Here is an 18,407-nt window from a genome sequence, read left to right on the forward strand (position 1 = left end):
ACGCAAACGATTACTTCAGCATAAACACTGATTTTTTGTCCATTCGTTTTATGGCATCTCATATTGGCAAGATAGCAATAATATTTAAAATGATTATCTATCTATAAACTTATGATGAGCTAACTCATCCCTTTTCCCCAATTTGAACACACTCAATTTGGCTAAAATTTCCCATAAAAAAACCGCGACTTGTATTGCAAGCCACGGTTTTTATTTGTTTTACCAAAATGAAATATAATTATTTATTCGTTGGAACTTTACTAAACGCCGCTTTTAATGCCGCGACCATTTCATCATTTTGTTTCTGTGTTAATGCGACACCTTTAGTGGTGATAAATTGCAGCGTACTACGGTTGTTTAAGTCACCAACCTGCAATTTATAATCCGCTTCAGGGATAGATGGGTCATCAACCCCCAGAGCTTGCCATTCTGAGCTACTTAAGCCTTTGTAAGTTACCGTGACAGAGCCACTAGAGCGAGAACGGTCGCCAACTTTCATGCCTACACTTTCTAGTGCATGAGGTAACCTTTCCCAAACCGCATCAAATGGCGCACGGACAACGACTAAAGGAAGGCCTGTATCGTCACTACCTGTTTGAACATCTATGATCCCATAGGCACTTTGGATACTGTTTTTATTTGAAGTATCACGCAACGTATATAAATTATCAGTTAATTCGTTTAACAATAATTTGTTATAACGTTGAACTTCAATAGTATCAGTAATAGTTTCATCACCTTGGCGTAACCCTAAACTGGTGACTGTTAATGCCATCATGCCGTTTTCAGGTTTAACCGTAATTTTATGGCGGCTTTCAATAGGCACGTTTTCGTCAGCACGATCCCACTTGACCCAATTGGTTTCAATTGAGCGAGAGCCATCATCTTTCGATGAAACTGGGATGCCTCTTTGTTCTAGGATCATGGTGACTTGTGACCAAAGAGCACTATTTTCAGGTGTATTTTCTAGCAACAAACGACTTGCTTGCGCGCTATCTTCCGTGCGTGAACCCGCTAATTGCGAAATTGTCAGTACAGGGGGACGAATATCTAAAGCTTTCCCTACTGCGCCTGTTGATGTGGCTTTAGGGATATCATACTCACCATTTGCTTCTGGTAATGTAAGCCCTTGTGGCACATTTAACACTTTCAATGGCGCAGCATTGAGGTATTCCTCATCACCGCTGACCTGACGTTTATAGCGCTGATCGCTGGAGCAGGCTGCCAGTAACACGACAAGTGACAGGCCAGCAACCTTCATAACCTTCGATTTTTGCAATAATGTTGCCATTAAAATTCCCTAAATTTTACAGTAACCCAGCGAGTTTCAAGGCTTCTTCCACTTTTTGCTGGCCTGAGCTGGTTAGCGGTGTCATAGGTAACCGCAATGTACCATCTGTAATCAAGCCTAAGCGATGACAGCCCCATTTCGCTGGAATTGGATTTGGTTCAACAAACAACTGAAGATGTAACCCCATCAGTTTTTTGTTTAATTCGCGCGCTTCAGTATATTTGCCTGCAAGCGCTAAGTCACACATTTTTACCATCTGCGGTGCAGCAACGTTAGAAGTTACTGAAATAACACCCTTTCCACCGAGTTGCATGAAATCGAGTGCTGTCGCGTCATCACCGGTTAACAGTACAAAATCATCATCAACCAGTTCTTTGATTTGATGAACCCTAGCTAAGTTCCCTGTCGCTTCTTTAATTGCGACAATATTCGCCAATTTCGCTAAACGCCCTACGGTTTCAGGTAACATATCGCAGCCTGTCCGTGATGGTACATTATAAAGAATCTGTGGCAAGCTAGTGTTCTCTGAAATTGCTTTAAAATGTTGATATAGCCCTTCCTGAGAAGGCCTATTATAATAAGGTGTTACCGTCAGGCAAGCAACTACCCCACTATTTTCAAATTCATTGGTTAAAGAGATAGCTTCTGCTGTCGCATTTGCACCTGCACCAGCAATAATTGGGATACGCCCATCAGCAAGTTCTAAGGTGGCTTTCACTACATCCACATGTTCTTTGTGAGTTAAGGTTGCTGATTCGCCTGTTGTACCAACAGAAACAATGGCAGATGTTCCGCTTTCAACATGGTAATCCACCAGTTTTTTCAGACTGGCTTTATCTAAACGCCCCGCTGAGTCCATCGGTGTTATAACTGCAACAATGCTTCCCATTAAAAAATCTTTATAATTTGCGTTTCCATTAGCCATGACGATACCCCCTTAATAATTGAACCCCCATGTTACTTTTTCATTTCCAAGAAGAAAACCACCCAACAGCAAGATTTTAATGAATTTTGTTAATGCCAGAGACATTAACTTAAATAGAAGTAATAATTCGCTGATATTTCTCGCAAGAGTGTGTGCTTTCTCTTGGCAGATGCCATTTTTTATGGTTTCCTTACCTGCATCTGGCGTCAGTTTTATGACAACTGTATTTACTGCTATATTCTAATTAAGTGTTTAACTGACATAATCAAAAACATTAAGGGACAGACTTTGCCTAAGACTGAACAGCAATTTCTTGTGATTACTGCGCTAGGAACAGATCGTCCGGGCATTGTGAACACGATTACTCGCCTCGTTAGTGAGTGTGACTGTAATATTGAAGATAGTCGTTTAGCGATGTTTGGCAAGGAGTTTACGTTTATTATGATGTTATCCGGCAGTTGGAATGCCATCACTCTATTAGAGGCGACATTGCCTCCTAAAGGGGCGGAACTTGACTTGCTGATTGTCATGAAAAGAACTCAAAGTGTTCAAACAACCTATTACCCATCGACAGTAACGGTGAACGTGGTTGTCGACGATGCACCACGGATTGTCGAGCAATTCACAAATTTATTCACAACTTCGCAATGTAATATTGCAGAGCTTGTTTCTAAGACTCAACCAGCCAATAATGATATGCCCGCTCAACTGGAAATTCAGATTACTGCACACGACCCGTTGGACGATAACGGCATAATTATAAAAAACAAATTTCAACAACTATGTACAATGCTAAATGCTAAAGGCAACATAAGCATTATCAACAACCCCAATATGCAGAGTTAACGGAGATATATGTAATGAACCCATTGAAAGCCGGTGATAAGGCGCCTCAATTTAGCCTTCCTGACCAAGATGGTGAGATCATCAATCTTTCTGATTATCAAGGTCAGCGCGTATTAGTTTACTTTTATCCTAAAGCGATGACTCCAGGTTGTACCGTTCAAGCGTGTGGTTTGCGTGATGAAATGGACACACTAAAAGCGAAAGGTGTCGAGGTTTTAGGGATTAGCACAGACAAACCAGAGAAACTTTCTCGTTTCGTTGAAAAAGAAATGTTGAACTTCACTTTATTATCAGACGAAGAGCACCAAGTATGTGAGCAATTTGGGGTTTGGGGTGAAAAACAATTTATGGGGAAAACCTATGATGGCATTCATCGTATCAGTTTCCTCATTGACCCAACAGGGAAAATAGAACACGTATTTGACAATTTCAAAACCAGCAATCACCACGAAATCGTCCTCGAATACATTACCGCGAACGCTTAATTTTCGGTCTTTATATAGTGCTGTATGGGCCATACAGCACTATTTTCTAAACTTATTTTACTAATTCGTTGGTGTCTTCAGGCCACACATGAATAACCGCTTTAATAAGCGTTGCCAATGGGATTGCAAAAAATACCCCCCACACTCCCCATAAACCACCAAAAACGACAACAGATAAAATAATCACTAGTGGATGTAGATTGACGGCTTCTGAAAACAACAAAGGCACCACAACATTGCTATCCAGCCCTTGGATCACTAAATAAGCCAGCATCAAGTACCAAAACTCACTACCAATACCAAATTGAAATAACCCAACAATAACGACAGGAATTGTTGCTGCTACCGCACCAATATACGGGATCAAAACAGCAACCCCTACCAACACTGATAATAATACTGAGTACCGCAGGTCAAAATACGCAAAACATAAATAAGTGACGACACCCACAATCACCATTTCTGTTACCTTGCCACGTAGATAGTTGGTAATTTGCTCATTCATTTCTACCCAGACTTTACCTACTAATAAACGGTTTTTAGGTAATAGCTTTAAAAAACTTTGGCTAATACGTTCTTTATCTTTTAATAGGAAAAATGTCATCAGTGGAACTAAAACCAAATAAACAGCTAAAGTAAAAATGCCAATCAGTGATGCCACAGACGCTTTTACGACAGAGTCTGCAATACCTGACATGCGACTGCGTAAATTATCAGCCATCATATCAATAATGCCAACATCAACCAATGCAGGGTATTGCTCAGGGAGTTTCTGTGCAAATTCATTGAAACGGTTAACCATATTCGGTAGATCGGCCATCAAATTAATACCTTGCTGCCAAGCTGTCGGGGCAATAATTAAAATCACCATGGCACTTATTCCCGCAAATAGGGTCAAAATGATACTCACAGCAAAAGAGCGTGATAACCCCGCACGTTGTAGTAAATGCGTCGGCCACTCGAGTAAATAAGCTAAAGCAATTGCTGCCAATAACGGAGCTAGTATACTGCTGAAAAAGAAGATGATCACAAAACCAGAAACCAGTAGTGTAAAAAGTGCAACGGCTTGTGGGTCAGCAAAACGCCGACGATACCACTGTAAAAACAATTCCAGCATTTGTAGCTCCTGGGGAAATAACACAAAGGACAGTTCTTAAATTATCGAAAATTATACCGAAGAACAGATTTAACGATAGCTTTTGCTATCATATGTTTTAAACTTTTCGAGTTATTTGCTGCCTTACCCTATATACACTCGAAATAAAGTCGGTACTTACCCTAAATTTTAAATGTTGTATGGGATACTCACGTTTCATGAAGAAAAAATTCAAACACCCATTATTGGCTTTCATGATCGCCGCACTGATGAACGGTGCAGTTTTACCTGCTTATAGTGCCATAGAAGACACCTTACCTGATATTGGCACCACTGCTGGGGGCACACTGAGCATCAACCAAGAAATTATTATGGGTGATGCTATTACACGCCAAATCCGTGCTAGTACACCACTCATTTACGACCCATTGTTGACTCAATATGTTAACAAACTTGGTATGCGGTTAGTAAAGAATGCCGATTCAGTTAAAACACCGTTTAAGTTTTATCTCGTTAATAACCCTAATATTAATGCTTACGCCTATTTTGGCGGTAATGTCGTATTACACTCCGCGCTATTTCGTTACAGCCAAAATGAGAGCCAACTTGCTTCGGTGATGGCTCACGAAATTTCACACGTCACCCAACGGCATCTTGCCAGGATGATGGAGGATCAAAAAAGTACCACCCCTCTTGCGATTGCGGGGACGATTGGTTCTTTATTATTAGTGATGGCAAATCCGCAAGCAGGTTTTGCCGCACTGACAAGCACGATGGCCGGTGTGCAACAAGGCATGATCAGCTTTACACAAGCGAATGAACAAGAAGCTGACCGTATTGGTTTACAAACACTAAGGCGTTCTGGTTTTGACCCCCATGCAATGGCTGATTTTATGCAAACGATGTCAGACCAAACACGCTATATGTCTAAACCCCCTGAAATTTTGCTAACGCACCCCTTACCAGATAGCCGCTTAGCGGATGCTCGAAACCGTTCAAATCAATACGCTAAAGTCAGCGTGCCATCTTCACTGGATTTTATGTTAGCCAGAGTCCGTATATTGGCAATGTATAGTTCAGACCAAAAACATGCATTAGACCAGATTATTGAAAATTATGGGAAAGGCTCTGCACAAGAACAAATAGCCGCGCAGTATGGTAAAGCCTTGATTCTGTCGCAAGATAAAAAATACGCAGATGCAGGTAAAATCATGGCTGAATTATTAGCTAAACAGCCTGATAACCCTTGGTTTATCGATACTATGACGGATATTGATATTGAGCAAAATCGTGTATCAAAAGCCGTTACGCGCTTGCAAAATGCCTTGAAGAAATCCCCTCAAAATACGGTGTTTATTGTTAATCTTGCGAATGCATTAATTAATGACCATCAATATAAAGAAGCCAGAACCTTGCTAAATAAATACACTTTCGATTATCCAGATGACCCCATCGGTTGGGATCTACTGGCAGAGGCGTCTGCTAAACAAGGTAACCGTACTGAAGAGTTAGCAGCTTATGCTGAAGGTATGGCACTGCGCGGAAATTATGATACTGCGATTAATTATCTCACTGATGCTAGCCGTAAGAGCAAATTAGGCAGTTATGAACAACAGCGCTATGATGCGCGAATCGATGCACTGATAAAACTGCAATTACGTGATAAAAATGCAAAACCGTAAGGAGTTAATATAATGACGGATTCGATTAAGATTTACCACAACCCTCGTTGCTCTAAAAGCCGTGAAACCTTAGCCCTGTTAGAGCAAAAAGGCATTGTTCCCACTGTGGTTGAATACTTAAAAACACCCCCAACAACGGGTGAAATCAAAAAACTGCTCAAGATGTTAGGGTTTAAAGATGCTCGTCAGTTAATGCGCACCAAAGAAGATTTATATAAAGAATTGAATTTAAGTGATAACGGCTTAACACAGGATCAACTAATTAAAGCGATGCATGAAAACCCGAAGCTGATTGAGCGCCCTATTGTGGTTAACGGCGATAAAGCACGTTTAGGCCGACCACCTGAGCAGGTACTTGAAATTTTATAAAAACTGTTTGGTGATAAAAGTCGTACTCAATATATTATTGAGTTTGACTTAAGTTATTTCTTTTCTACCAAACATTGTTTAAAAGGCGATATGCATGAGTCTATCGCCTTTAGTTTTATATATTGATTTAATCAATAATATTGACTAGAGCTTTAAGATATCTTTGACAAATGGAATGGTGAGTTTTCGCTGTGCAACAATCGAGGCATGGTCAAGTTTATTGAGAATATCGAACAATGTCCCCATTTTTCTATCAAGACGTTTTAACACAAACCGGCAGACGTCTTCAGGAAGCTCAAAACCACGGATACGTGCACGTAATTGAAGAGCCCATATTTTATCTTCATCGCTAAGTGGATGCAGCTTGTAGATTTGCCCCCAATCAAGGCGAGAGGCCAAATCCGGTAATTTCAACTCAATCTGCCGTGGGGGTCTATCACCCGTAATTAACAGGCAAGTACGGCCAATTTCTAAAATACGGTTATATAAATTGAAAATAGCCATTTCCCATTCTTCATCACCCGCTATACATTGGATGTTATCGATACAAACCAATGATAAATGTTCCATGCCATCTAATACTTCAGGAACAAAATATGCACGTTTATCGAGTGGTACATAGCCTACAGCAACACCCTGTTCAGAAAGCTCAGCACATGCAGCATGCAATAAATGGCTTTTCCCACCACCTTCACGCGACCAATAATAGATATAGCTACCATGTGGTTGAATAATTGCAGACTGAATAGCAGACAACAACGCCCCATTCTCCCCGGCATAGAAGCTAGCAAAGGTTTCATCATCTGGAAGATATAGTGGTAATGAAAGCTGTGATGGTGTGTTCAGAAGCGCCTCTGGCTGTACAAATCAATTTTCATCTCCCAGTTTACCATAAAAAACGAGGAGAGATGAATAAGAACGGTTTCCAATTGCCGCCCAATATTTTGAGCGGCGTATTGAAAACAATGTGAATTATTTTTTATGACTATTAAGCTCTTGCACTTCTGATGTCACAAACTGTTTCTCAGGCCGGACAAAGGTAATAAAGCGGAATAACAATGCCATACAAATACCAACAATCGTAGCCAGTGCCATACCTTTAAGTTCTGCTTGACCAATATGGATCACCGCCCCACTGACACCAATAATTAAAATCACTGACGTCAAAATCAAGTTTTGCGGTTTGTTGTAATCCACTTTCGAATCAATTAGAACACGGATACCCGATGCACCAATTACCCCGTATAATAAGAGTGATACCCCACCCATCACCGGTACCGGCACTAATTGGATCGCCGCAGCTAACTTACCAATGCAAGAAAGTAATATCGCTATTACCGCTGCACCACCAATAACCCAAGTACTGTATACCTTAGTAATGGCCATAACACCGATATTTTCGCCATATGTCGTATTCGGCGTGGAACCAAAAAAACCAGAAATTACAGTAGAAAAACCGTTTGCAAACATAGAACGATGTAAGCCCGGTGTTTTCATCAAATCCCGTTCAACAATATTTGCAGTCACAACTAGGTGGCCAACATGTTCTGCAATTACCACTAATGCAGCAGGCAAAATGGTTAAGATAGCAAACCATTCAAAGCGTGGCGTATAAAAAGTTGGAATTGCAAACCAAGGTGCTTCGATTACGGGTGTAAAATCGACAATGCCCATAAAGTAAGAAAGTGCATAACCAACTAAAAAACCAATTAGAATCGGAATGATAGATAAAAAACCACGAAAAACAACCGCACAAAGGATAGTTACAGATAATGTCGTCAGGGAAATGATTAGTGTATTGCTATCGACTGTGGCGCCATCTTTAGGCAATAAACCAGCCATACTTGCTGCTGTTTGAGCTAATTCTAAACCGATAACGGCAACAATCGCCCCCATAGCCGCGGGTGGGAACATCACGTTAATCCACCCCCTTCCCGCAACTTTAACAATCAATGCAACAAGACAAAACAATACACCACAAATAATAAAGCCACCCAGTGCCAATTCATAACCGAGTGGCAATAAAATCAATACCGGCGAAATAAAAGCAAAACTAGACCCTAAATAAGCAGGAATTTGCCCTTTACAGATAAATAAATACAACAGGGTGCCTATCCCGTTAAACAATAATATTGTTGCTGGGTTTACGCCAAACAGAATCGGTACGACAACGGTTGCGCCAAACATAGCAAATAAATGCTGGAAGCTCAGTGGTATGGTTTGGAGTAATGGCGGTCTTTCTTCAACACTGATGGTGCGACGTGTCATTTTATTTTATCCCCTTTTAGCAATTTTTTACTGAATTGGCTTATCACTTTAAATACAGTGGTTCTCTACGAATAAATCAAAAAAAAGCCGACTTCTCAGTCGGCTTATCATTATTTTGTACCAAATATCTTATCACCCGCGTCACCCAGACCCGGAACGATATAACCATCTTCATTAAGACGCTCATCTATGGAAGCGGTATATAATTCAACATCAGGATGTACAGCTTCTAAAGCTTTAATACCTTCAGGAGCAGCCACAAGCACAAGTATCTTAATTGACGTACAACCTGCATTTTTTAACAAGTCGATAGTCGCAATCATTGAACCACCCGTTGCTAGCATTGGGTCAACAACGAGTGCCATACGCTCTTCAATGTTGGAGGCGAGTTTTTGAAAATAGGGAACTGGTTGTAGTGTTTCTTCATCACGATAAACACCAACCACACTGATACGTGCACTTGGAATACTGTCTAACACACCATTCATCATACCAATACCTGCACGGAGAATTGGTACTACAGTGATTTTCTTACCTTTAATTTGTTCTATTTCTACAGGACCACACCAACCATCGATAGTCACTTTTTCAGTTTCAAGGTCAGCGGTTGCTTCATAAGTCAGTAGGCTACCAACCTCTGAGGCCAGTTCACGAAAGCGTTTAGTGCTTATATCATGATCTCGCATCAGGCCGAGTTTATGTTTAACGAGAGGGTGGTTTACCTCAACGATCTTCATGGTTTTCTCCTACTATTTAAGACGTCGGCGGACAAAAAAATCGCCGGATTATACCTCTTTTAGCTACGATTGCCACTAGATTACCCTTGACTTTGGTCAAAACAACAACAATTAGACCCATTTTTTTCATATTATAGCTTATCTCAGCTAAGTTGATATTTGATAAACAGCAATCACCATCTCCGTGACCTCATTTCTTTTGGCTGATGTTTATTTACTGAATATTGTCATTTCTTTTCCCCTGACAATGACAAAAATTTTCATTGATAAAGCTATCGCAAACGTTTGCCTAGCCTGTTAGAATAATGCTAATGAAGTTAATTTTCTCAAAATGTAATTGCCTTGGGGGCCGTAGTGACTGATAAAACCTCTCTTAGCTATAAAGATGCCGGTGTCGATATTGATGCAGGTAACGCCTTGGTTGAACGTATTAAAGGTGTGGTAAAGGAAACTCGCCGTCCAGAAGTCATGGGCGGGCTTGGGGGGTTCGGCGCATTATGTTCCCTGCCTCAAAAATATCGTGAACCTGTACTCGTATCAGGTACTGACGGTGTAGGCACAAAATTACGTCTAGCAATGGATTTAAAACGCCATAATACTATTGGTATTGACTTGGTTGCGATGTGTGTCAATGACCTAATCGTTCAAGGTGCTGAGCCACTGTTTTTCCTCGATTATTATGCAACCGGTAAACTTGATGTCGACACTGCGGCAAGCGTTATCACTGGTATCGCAGAAGGCTGTAAACAATCAGGCTGTGCATTAGTTGGCGGCGAAACAGCAGAAATGCCCGGCATGTACCATGGGGAAGATTACGACGTTGCAGGTTTCTGTGTCGGTGTCGTCGAACGCTCCGAGATCATCGATGGCAGCAAAGTCAGTGCAGGGGATGCATTAATTGCCTTAGCCTCAAGTGGTCCTCATTCAAATGGTTATTCTTTGGTACGTAAAATTTTAGACGTTAGCCAAACTAATCCGGAAACCACACAATTAGACGGTAAACCTTTAGCTGACCATTTATTAGAACCAACCCGTATTTATGTTAAAAACGTATTAGAACTGATTGCTAACCGTGATATCCATGCAATCGCACATATCACAGGGGGTGGTTTCTGGGAAAATATTCCTCGTGTATTACCTGATAACACCCAAGCAATTATTGATGGAAATAGCTGGCAATGGCCTGCTGTCTTTGACTGGCTACAACAAGCTGGGGATGTTAGTACCCACGAAATGTACCGCACTTTTAACTGCGGTGTGGGCATCATCGTCGCCTTACCACCAAGTGAAGTTGAAGCTGCTTTAGCATTATTAACCCAACTTGGTGAAAAAGCTTGGCAAATTGGTACTATTGGTGAGCTTCCTGTGGGGGAAGAGCAGGTTGTGATCCGCTAATGAAGAAAATTGTTGTTCTCATTTCAGGCAGTGGTAGTAATTTGCAGTCATTAATTGATAGCTGCCATTCAGGGGAAATTGATGCTCAAATTGCCGCGGTTGTGAGCAACCAAGGCAACGCTTATGGTCTTGTCCGTGCACAGAAGGCTGGGATACCCGCCTTCTACCTTGATGCGACACAATATACCGACCGCCAAGCTTATGACACCGCCCTGTTAGAATATATTGAACAATACCAGCCAGATTTAATTGTTCTAGCTGGTTTTATGCGGGTTTTAACTGCACCTTTCGTTAATCACTTTACGGGGAAATTGCTCAATATCCACCCTTCTTTATTGCCCAAATACCCTGGGTTACACACTCATCGGAAGGCGCTGGAAAATGGCGATAAAGAACATGGTACATCCGTACATTTTGTTACAGAACAGCTTGACGGTGGGCCTGTAATTTTACAAGCCAAAGTACCTATTTTCACTGGTGATACCGAAGAACTTCTTATTGAGCGCGTAAAAACGCAAGAACATACCATTTACCCAATCGTTGTTGAATGGTTTATTAGTGGCCGTTTGTCGATGCACGATGGTAACGCGTTATTAGACAACCAAATTTTACCACCGAATGGTTATTCTATTGCATCATCAACGCTATAATTTATATTGTTAGCTAAGGGCGGAGTTTCCGCCCTTTTCTCTTTTATTTTTAGCGGTTAATCAAATCCCTCTGCATAAAGTGAACTATTCTTCAACAAGGAGTAGATCTGTCTGTGCTGTGTCATTATTTTATCGAAAAACCATGTTATCCTAGACGCAACGTTTTTATAAATAACATTTTACTCACTAACTTAGAGGTGTTTTATGACTACCGGGCAAGTTCATCCGTTTAGGTTGCGCCCACTTGAACGTGAAGATTTAGCATTTATTCATCAACTTGATAATAATGCCAGTGTTATGCGTTACTGGTTTGAAGAGCCTTATGAGGCCTTTGTTGAGCTAAGCGATCTTTACGATAAACATATTCATGACCAATCCGAACGGCGCTTTATTGTTGAGAATGATAGCGAAAAAGTGGGTTTAGTTGAGCTTGTTGAAATTGACTATATTCACCGTCGCTCTGAATTCCAAATTATTATTGCACCAAGCCATCAAGGTCGTGGCCACGCAAGTCGTGCAGCAAAGCTTGCAATGGACTATGCTTTCTCTGTATTAAATTTATATAAACTTTACCTAATTGTTGATAAAGAAAATATCAAAGCTATCCATATTTATAATAAACTAGGCTTTCATACTGAAGGTGAGTTGATTGACGAATTTTTCGTAAATGGGCGCTACCACACGGCTATCCGCATGTGTATTTTCCAGCATCAATATTTTGCGATGAAACAACAGTCTGCTAACCCAGAAAGTGTTGTTGCTCAAGATAAAGCGATTAAACAACATATTTAGTTAGCTGGCTGAAATCAAAGCCTTAAAAAGTAACAAGCGTCTAATACGGAGTTATAATGTCCCAAGAACGTCTCTATCATGAAAAAGAGTTAAGCTGGCTATCTTTTAACGAGCGCGTTTTACAAGAAGCAGCCGATAAGCGTAACCCTCTTATTGAGCGTATGCGTTTTTTGGGCATTTACTCCAATAACTTAGATGAGTTTTATAAAGTTCGTTTTGCTGATGTGAAACGCCGGATTTTAATCAATGAAGAACGCGGCTCAGCAAGTGGTGCCCGTCACTTATTAAAGCGCATCCAATCTAAAGTTGCCAAACAGGAACAAGAGTTTGACGTTCTGTATAATGATTTGTTACTTGAGATGGCTCGTAACCAAATATTTTTAATCAATGAACGGCAAATTTCCCCACGTCAGCAGATTTGGTTACGTCAGTATTTCCGGCAAAACCTACGCCAGCACATCACCCCCATTTTAATCAATCCAGATACTGATTTAGTCGAGTTTCTGAAAGACGATTACACCTATCTTGCGATAGAAATCATTAATGGTAACCACATTCAATACGCCTTATTAGAAATTCCATCTGATAAAGTTCCAAGGTTTGTTAACTTACCACCAGAAAAGCCGAAAAGACGTAAATCAATGATATTAATTGATAATATCTTACGTTATACCCTCGATGAAATTTTTAAAGGTTTTTTCGATTATGATGAGCTCAACGCCTATTCGATGAAAATGACCCGTGATGCCGAATATGACATCGCCTCAGAAATGGAATCGAGCTTGCTTGAGATTATGTCTTCAACGTTAAAGCAACGTTTAACCGCAGAGCCAGTTCGTTTTGTGTATCAACGTGATATGCCTGATGAAATGGTTGCTTTGTTACGTGAAAAATTGGGGTTATCTAATGACGACTCGGTCATTGCAGGTGGGCGCTATCATAACTTTAAAGACTTTATTAACTTCCCTAATGAAGGGAATAAAAACTTATTGAACAAACCTCTACCAAGGTTACGTCACCGCTGGTTTGATAATTTCCGCAATGGCTTTGATGCTATTCGAGAACGTGATGTACTGCTGTATTACCCTTATTATACCTTTGAGCATACTTTAGAATTACTGCGTCAGGCTTCCTTTGACCCTAATGTATTGTCGATAAAAATCAATATTTACCGTGTTGCGAAAGACTCTCGCATCATTGATTCCGTGATCCACGCCGCCCATAACGGTAAAAAGGTCACCGTAGTCGTTGAACTGCAAGCACGTTTCGATGAAGCCGCTAATATACATTGGGCTAAAAGACTAACCGAAGCGGGTGTCCATGTTATTTTCTCTGCCCCTGGCCTGAAAATTCATGCGAAATTATTTATCATTTCACGTATGGAAGAAGGCCAAATTATCCGCTATGCCCATATTGGGACAGGTAATTTTAATGAAAAAACCGCTCGGTTATATACCGACTATTCATTACTCACCGCTAACGAACAAATCACTAATGAAGTGCGCCGAGTATTTAGTTTTATTGAAAACCCGTACCGCCCAGTCACCTTTGACAACTTAATGGTCTCACCACAAAATACTCGCATTAAATTAATGGCTTTAATTGACCAAGAAATAGCCAATGCACTTTCGGGGCTTCCAAGCGGCATTACATTAAAAATTAATAATTTAGTTGATAAAGAACTCACTGATAAACTGTATGATGCCTCTAATGCAGGGGTTAAAATTCGTTTATTAGTCCGTGGCATGTGTTCTTTAGTGGCAGGTCAATCGGGGTACAGCGAAAATATTCAAGTCACCAGCATCGTTGACCGCTTTCTTGAACATGACCGCGTCTATGTTTTCACTAATGCAGGGGACGAAAAAGTGTTTATTTCATCAGCGGATTGGATGACTCGTAACATAGACTATCGTATTGAAGTTGCAGTGAGTTTAGTTGATCCTCATTTAAAACAACGTGTTTTAGATATTCTAGAATTGCAATTTAGCGATACAGTAAAAGCCCGTTATGTTGACAAAGATTTGAGTAATCATTATGTTCCTCGCGGAAATAAGCGAAAAATACGTTCTCAACTTGCTGTTTATGAATATTTAAAATCACTTGAAACACCAGATACCAGAGCTTGATACTATGCCAATAACTTCAACATCATCACCAAGGCCACAAGAAATTGCGGCAATAGATTTAGGCTCAAACAGTTTTCATATGGTCATCGCACGTGTTGTCAATGGGGCATTACAAGTGCTCACCCGCCTTAAAAAGCGTGTCCACCTTGCTGATGGGCTGAGTGATACCAACGAACTCAGTGAAGAAGCAATGGAACGAGGGCTTTCTTGTTTAGCTTTATTTGCAGAGCGTTTGCAGGGTTTTTCGCCTGATAATGTTTGTATTGTTGGCACCCACTCATTACGCGTTGCAACCAATGTGAAGCAGTTTTTGCAACGCGCCAAAGAAATTATCCCCTATCCCATTGAAATTATTTCAGGCCAAGAAGAAGCAAGGCTAATTTTTATGGGAGTTGAGCACACCCAGCCGGAGAAAGGTCGCAAGCTTGTTCTTGATATCGGGGGCGGCTCTACGGAAATCGTTATCGGTGAAAAATTTGAGCCACTACTCATTGAAAGCCGCAGAATGGGTTGCGTCAGTTTTGCTCGCACTTACTTTCCAAACGAAACCATTTCCCCTGATTTTTTTAATCGTGCTTATCTTTGCGCCTGTTTAAAATTAGAAAGTACGGCTATTTTATTTAAAAAATACACATGGGATGTTGCAATGGGGGCTTCTGGCACAATTAAAGCAACACATAGTGTATTACAAGAACTGGGCTATAAAGACGGTATTATTACTCGAGAACGACTGGCTGAAATTAAACAAATGGCGTTGAAATATAAGTCATTTAGCGCATTAAACATTCCCGGCTTGTCCAACGAGCGTAAGCAGGTTTTCGTTCCAGGACTGGCTATTTTATTGGCTGTATTTGATTCATTAGATATTAAAGAATTACGGTTATCCGATGGTGCTTTACGTGAAGGGGTTCTGTATGAAATGGAAGGCCGTTTTCGCCACCAAGATATCCGTCAACGCACTGCATTAAGCCTTGCCGAGCACTATAATATTGATAGAGAACAAGCAAAGCGCGTTCTAAAAACCATGGAAGAGCTGTATTACCAGTGGGGTCAGCAAAACCCCAAACAGCTTAATCCTCAATTAGAATCTATTTTGATTTGGGCAGTTATGCTGCATGAAGTCGGGTTAAGTATTAATCATAGTGGCATGCACCGCCATTCTGCCTATATTTTACAAAACACTAACCTACCCGGTTTTAATCAAGAGCAGCAATTATTATTAGCCACGCTAGTCCGTAATCACCGTCGAGCCATAAAATATGACGATATTCCCAAATTTAATCTGTTTAAAAGAAAACAATTTATGCCGCTAATTCAAATCTTGCGGCTTGCCATATTATTAAATAACCAACGCCAATCAACAACAACCCCGACTTCATTACGAATAGAAACAGATGAAGGCCACTGGGCACTCTATTTACCAGAGGAATATCTCGTGCAGAATGCCTTGATGGCCCTGGATTTAGAAAAAGAAAGTGATTATTGGGAGGATGTTCCTGGTTGGTCATTACGTATTAGTGCGGAAACCAAGTAACTTACGCCATTATTGTAGTGATTTCTTCTGATTTTATTGGTTGATTACTGTGAAATCACTGCCTATTTAATTCAACTGTTTGAAATATTATTTAAATGGGCGACAATAATGATAATAAATTTCGTCCCCTCGTAGGCGAATTAATATAAAGCGCTGTGCGCTGTTATTGCTTTAAGGATTAAAATGTCACAACCTGCTTTCTCAATCGATGCGGTACCAACAGTAAACCCGCACTCACAAAAACTGGCGCATATCCGCCAGCAAATTCTGACGTTATTTTTAGACGACGAAGAGTTCGTCCATGCACTTGTTGAAAATGATCAACACGTCAGTATTGATGACAAAGCAATTAGTGAAAAAATCAATACTGTAAAAGAGTTACTTCTTGACCTGCACACCGCTGATATCGCGGATATTTTAGAGATGCTCCCATACGATGAGCGTCTCGCACTATGGCGCCTTGTTGATAATAACGAACGCGGTGAAGTGCTAGTTGAAGCCTCTGTTTCTGTCTGGGACAGTCTAATCAAGGATATGTCAGATAGAGAACTTCTGCGCGCAGTTGCTAACCTGCATGTTGATGAGCAAGCTTATATCGCGGAACACTTACCCCGCGATACGATGCGTAGATTACTAACCTATTTAGAACCCAGCTTACGTAGCCGCATCCGAGAAGTCTTGCAATACGCAAAAGATAGCGTTGGGCAAATGATGGACTTTGAGTTCGTCACCGTCCGTCCAAATGTCGCATTAAAAACGGTTCAACGTTATCTACGGCAACGAGGCAAAATCCCAGAAGCAACGGATAAAATTTTCGTTGTAGATAACAATAATTATCTACAAGGTGAATTACCATTAACCACGATTTTAACACAATCACCCGATAAAATCGTTGCTGAGGTCATGCGAACAGACACCGTCACCTTCTTACCCGATGAAAAAGGCGAAGATGCAGCAAGCGCGTTCGAACGCTATGACTTAATTTCCGCCGCTGTCGTAGACAGCAATGGCTTGTTAATGGGCCGTCTCACCGTTGAAGATATCGTTGATAACATCAGCGAAGAAAATGATAACAGTATTCGTCGTATGGGGGGGTTAAGTCCTGAAGAAGATGTCTTTGCTCCCGTAGGCCAAGCAGTCAAAACCCGTTGGACATGGCTTGCTATCAATTTATGTACCGCCTTTGTCGCTTCCCGAGTTATCGGGGTGTTCGAAGATACGATTTCCCAATTAGTTGCCCTCGCCACTTTAATGCCTATCGTCGCTGGTATTGGCGGTAATACAGGTAACCAAACTATCACTATGATTGTCCGTGCTATAGCGCTTCACCAGATTCAAAGCGGTAGTTTCTCTTTCTTAATGCTCAGGGAGCTTGGCGTTGCCTTTATTAATGGTATTGTTTGGGGAGGTATAATGGGTGTCGTTACCTACTTCCTCTATGGCGATATTGCGATGGGAGCAGTCATGACACTGGCTATGGTTCTAAACTTATTAATGGCCGCGATTATGGGTGTGCTTATCCCGCTAATCATGATAAAACTAGGTAAAGACCCTGCTATTGGCTCCAGTGTGATGATCACTGCAATTACAGATACAGGCGGTTTCTTTATTTTCCTAGGCTTAGCCACCCTTTTCTTAGTTTAGCTGTCTCTATGCATGTCCAGTTACCTTTCTGGGCATGCGTCTTTATCACTAGTAATCCCTTTCTTTAATACATTTCAAATTGTTAACTTTTAGTCACTGTCGGCTCTTTAGTCATGTTCATTTTTGCTAAAGATGTTTAGTTAGAATAATGACTATTTAGGATCACAGTATTTCCCTAGCAACTCTTATAATATTTTTTGTTATTCAAAAACGTAAGAAATTATTAAATTAATATTAATTAGCTAAATAAAACCCTGTTTTCGATATACGATATTCTGCAAATTTCATAATATTAACATCATATAAGGCTATTCACTGCCAGAGTGGGCACTTAATTTAACTAACAGCAACTAACCAGAATATGATTCTTGTTTTTGGTGCCGAGGTTTACAAAATATAGAATTTCCTGCTATAAATAGCATATGCAAAAAGATACTGTGTATTAAACTAAGTTATACCCATCCAACGTTTATGCCTCTTATCTGCACCCAATAAATATGATTAACTCATTATTTTGAGCAACTGCTTGTTATCTTGAATTTATCCTATACTGATATTTCAAGTATT

Annotated in this window: 15 protein-coding genes and 1 pseudogene; 10 read left to right on the plus strand and 6 right to left on the minus strand. The window is 40.6% G+C overall.

The genetic code is table 11. The features are described 5' to 3' along the window. Nucleotides 1–238 precede the first annotated feature (238 nt). Nucleotides 239–1,291: an outer membrane protein assembly factor BamC gene (gene bamC / locus ACIPUA_RS09045; RefSeq protein ID WP_042843547.1), complete on the minus strand. Its 1,053-nt coding sequence runs from the start codon at nt 1,289–1,291 to the stop codon at nt 239–241. A gap of 16 nt (nt 1,292–1,307) precedes the next feature. Beyond that, nucleotides 1,308–2,180 carry a 4-hydroxy-tetrahydrodipicolinate synthase gene (gene dapA, locus ACIPUA_RS09050; protein WP_042844313.1) on the minus strand — a complete coding sequence of 291 codons (873 nt, stop codon included), beginning with the start codon at nt 2,178–2,180 and terminating at the stop codon, nt 1,308–1,310. A 324-nt stretch (nt 2,181–2,504) separates the two neighbouring features. On the opposite strand from dapA, the gene ACIPUA_RS09055 reads away from it, so the two are divergent. Together ACIPUA_RS09055 and bcp are read left to right on the plus strand one after the other, a co-directional pair. After that, the gene (locus ACIPUA_RS09055) at nt 2,505–3,062 is read left to right on the plus strand and encodes a glycine cleavage system transcriptional repressor (protein WP_042843546.1); all 558 of its coding nucleotides are present in this window, start codon (nt 2,505–2,507) and stop codon (nt 3,060–3,062) included. Nucleotides 3,063–3,076: 14 nt separating this feature from the next. Further along, complete coding sequence (gene bcp / locus ACIPUA_RS09060; RefSeq protein WP_042843545.1) at nt 3,077–3,547, plus strand: thioredoxin-dependent thiol peroxidase; 471 nt, start codon at nt 3,077–3,079, stop codon at nt 3,545–3,547. Nucleotides 3,548–3,599: 52 nt separating this feature from the next. Here the strand turns inward: bcp and ACIPUA_RS09065 are convergent, their stop codons facing one another. Then, the gene (locus ACIPUA_RS09065) at nt 3,600–4,664 is read right to left on the minus strand and encodes an AI-2E family transporter (protein WP_042843543.1); all 1,065 of its coding nucleotides are present in this window, start codon (nt 4,662–4,664) and stop codon (nt 3,600–3,602) included. A 197-nt stretch (nt 4,665–4,861) separates the two neighbouring features. Between ACIPUA_RS09065 and bepA the strand changes: the two genes are divergently transcribed. Both bepA and arsC read left to right on the plus strand, forming a co-directional pair. Then, nucleotides 4,862–6,325: a beta-barrel assembly-enhancing protease gene (gene bepA, locus ACIPUA_RS09070; protein WP_129465984.1), complete on the plus strand. Its 1,464-nt coding sequence runs from the start codon at nt 4,862–4,864 to the stop codon at nt 6,323–6,325. Nucleotides 6,326–6,337: 12 nt separating this feature from the next. Beyond that, nucleotides 6,338–6,694 carry an arsenate reductase (glutaredoxin) gene (arsC, locus tag ACIPUA_RS09075; protein ID WP_166686889.1) on the plus strand — a complete coding sequence of 119 codons (357 nt, stop codon included), beginning with the start codon at nt 6,338–6,340 and terminating at the stop codon, nt 6,692–6,694. A gap of 144 nt (nt 6,695–6,838) precedes the next feature. Here the strand turns inward: arsC and hda are convergent, their stop codons facing one another. The 3 genes from hda to upp all read right to left on the minus strand — a co-directional run bounded on the left by hda (nt 6,839) and on the right by upp (nt 9,699). Continuing rightward, nucleotides 6,839–7,540, minus strand: coding sequence for a DnaA inactivator Hda (hda, locus tag ACIPUA_RS09080; protein WP_042843540.1), 702 nt, complete (start codon nt 7,538–7,540; stop codon nt 6,839–6,841). Nucleotides 7,541–7,666: 126 nt separating this feature from the next. After that, nucleotides 7,667–8,962 carry a uracil permease gene (gene uraA, locus ACIPUA_RS09085; RefSeq protein WP_042843539.1) on the minus strand — a complete coding sequence of 432 codons (1,296 nt, stop codon included), beginning with the start codon at nt 8,960–8,962 and terminating at the stop codon, nt 7,667–7,669. A gap of 110 nt (nt 8,963–9,072) precedes the next feature. Continuing rightward, nucleotides 9,073–9,699 carry a uracil phosphoribosyltransferase gene (upp, locus tag ACIPUA_RS09090; RefSeq protein WP_042843538.1) on the minus strand — a complete coding sequence of 209 codons (627 nt, stop codon included), beginning with the start codon at nt 9,697–9,699 and terminating at the stop codon, nt 9,073–9,075. Between the two features lie 354 nt (nt 9,700–10,053). Here upp and purM point away from each other — a divergent pair, with 354 nt between their 5' ends. The 6 genes and pseudogenes from purM to mgtE all read left to right on the plus strand — a co-directional run. Next, a complete protein-coding gene (gene purM / locus ACIPUA_RS09095; RefSeq protein ID WP_042843537.1) occupies nt 10,054–11,094 on the plus strand; it encodes a phosphoribosylformylglycinamidine cyclo-ligase in 1,041 nt (346 codons plus the stop codon). Next, nucleotides 11,094–11,744 (plus strand): phosphoribosylglycinamide formyltransferase, encoded by a 651-nt coding sequence (gene purN / locus ACIPUA_RS09100; protein ID WP_042843536.1) that lies wholly within the window; start codon nt 11,094–11,096, stop codon nt 11,742–11,744. Before purM ends, purN begins: the two co-directional genes overlap by 1 nt. Before the next feature lie 204 nt (nt 11,745–11,948). Continuing rightward, the gene (gene speG / locus ACIPUA_RS09105; RefSeq protein ID WP_042843535.1) at nt 11,949–12,536 is read left to right on the plus strand and encodes a spermidine N1-acetyltransferase; all 588 of its coding nucleotides are present in this window, start codon (nt 11,949–11,951) and stop codon (nt 12,534–12,536) included. 56 nt (nt 12,537–12,592) lie between these two features. Continuing rightward, a complete protein-coding gene (gene ppk1 / locus ACIPUA_RS09110) occupies nt 12,593–14,662 on the plus strand; it encodes a polyphosphate kinase 1 (protein ID WP_042843534.1) in 2,070 nt (689 codons plus the stop codon). Between the two features lie 4 nt (nt 14,663–14,666). After that, nucleotides 14,667–16,196, plus strand: a complete 1,530-nt coding sequence (gene ppx / locus ACIPUA_RS09115) for an exopolyphosphatase (protein WP_042843533.1) — start codon at nt 14,667–14,669, stop codon at nt 16,194–16,196. A gap of 363 nt (nt 16,197–16,559) precedes the next feature. Continuing rightward, nucleotides 16,560–17,840, plus strand: a pseudogene (gene mgtE / locus ACIPUA_RS09120) (magnesium transporter); the annotation flags it as partial. Nucleotides 17,841–18,407 lie beyond the last annotated feature (567 nt).

Source organism: Providencia sp. AGC89 (genome assembly GCF_053543535.1).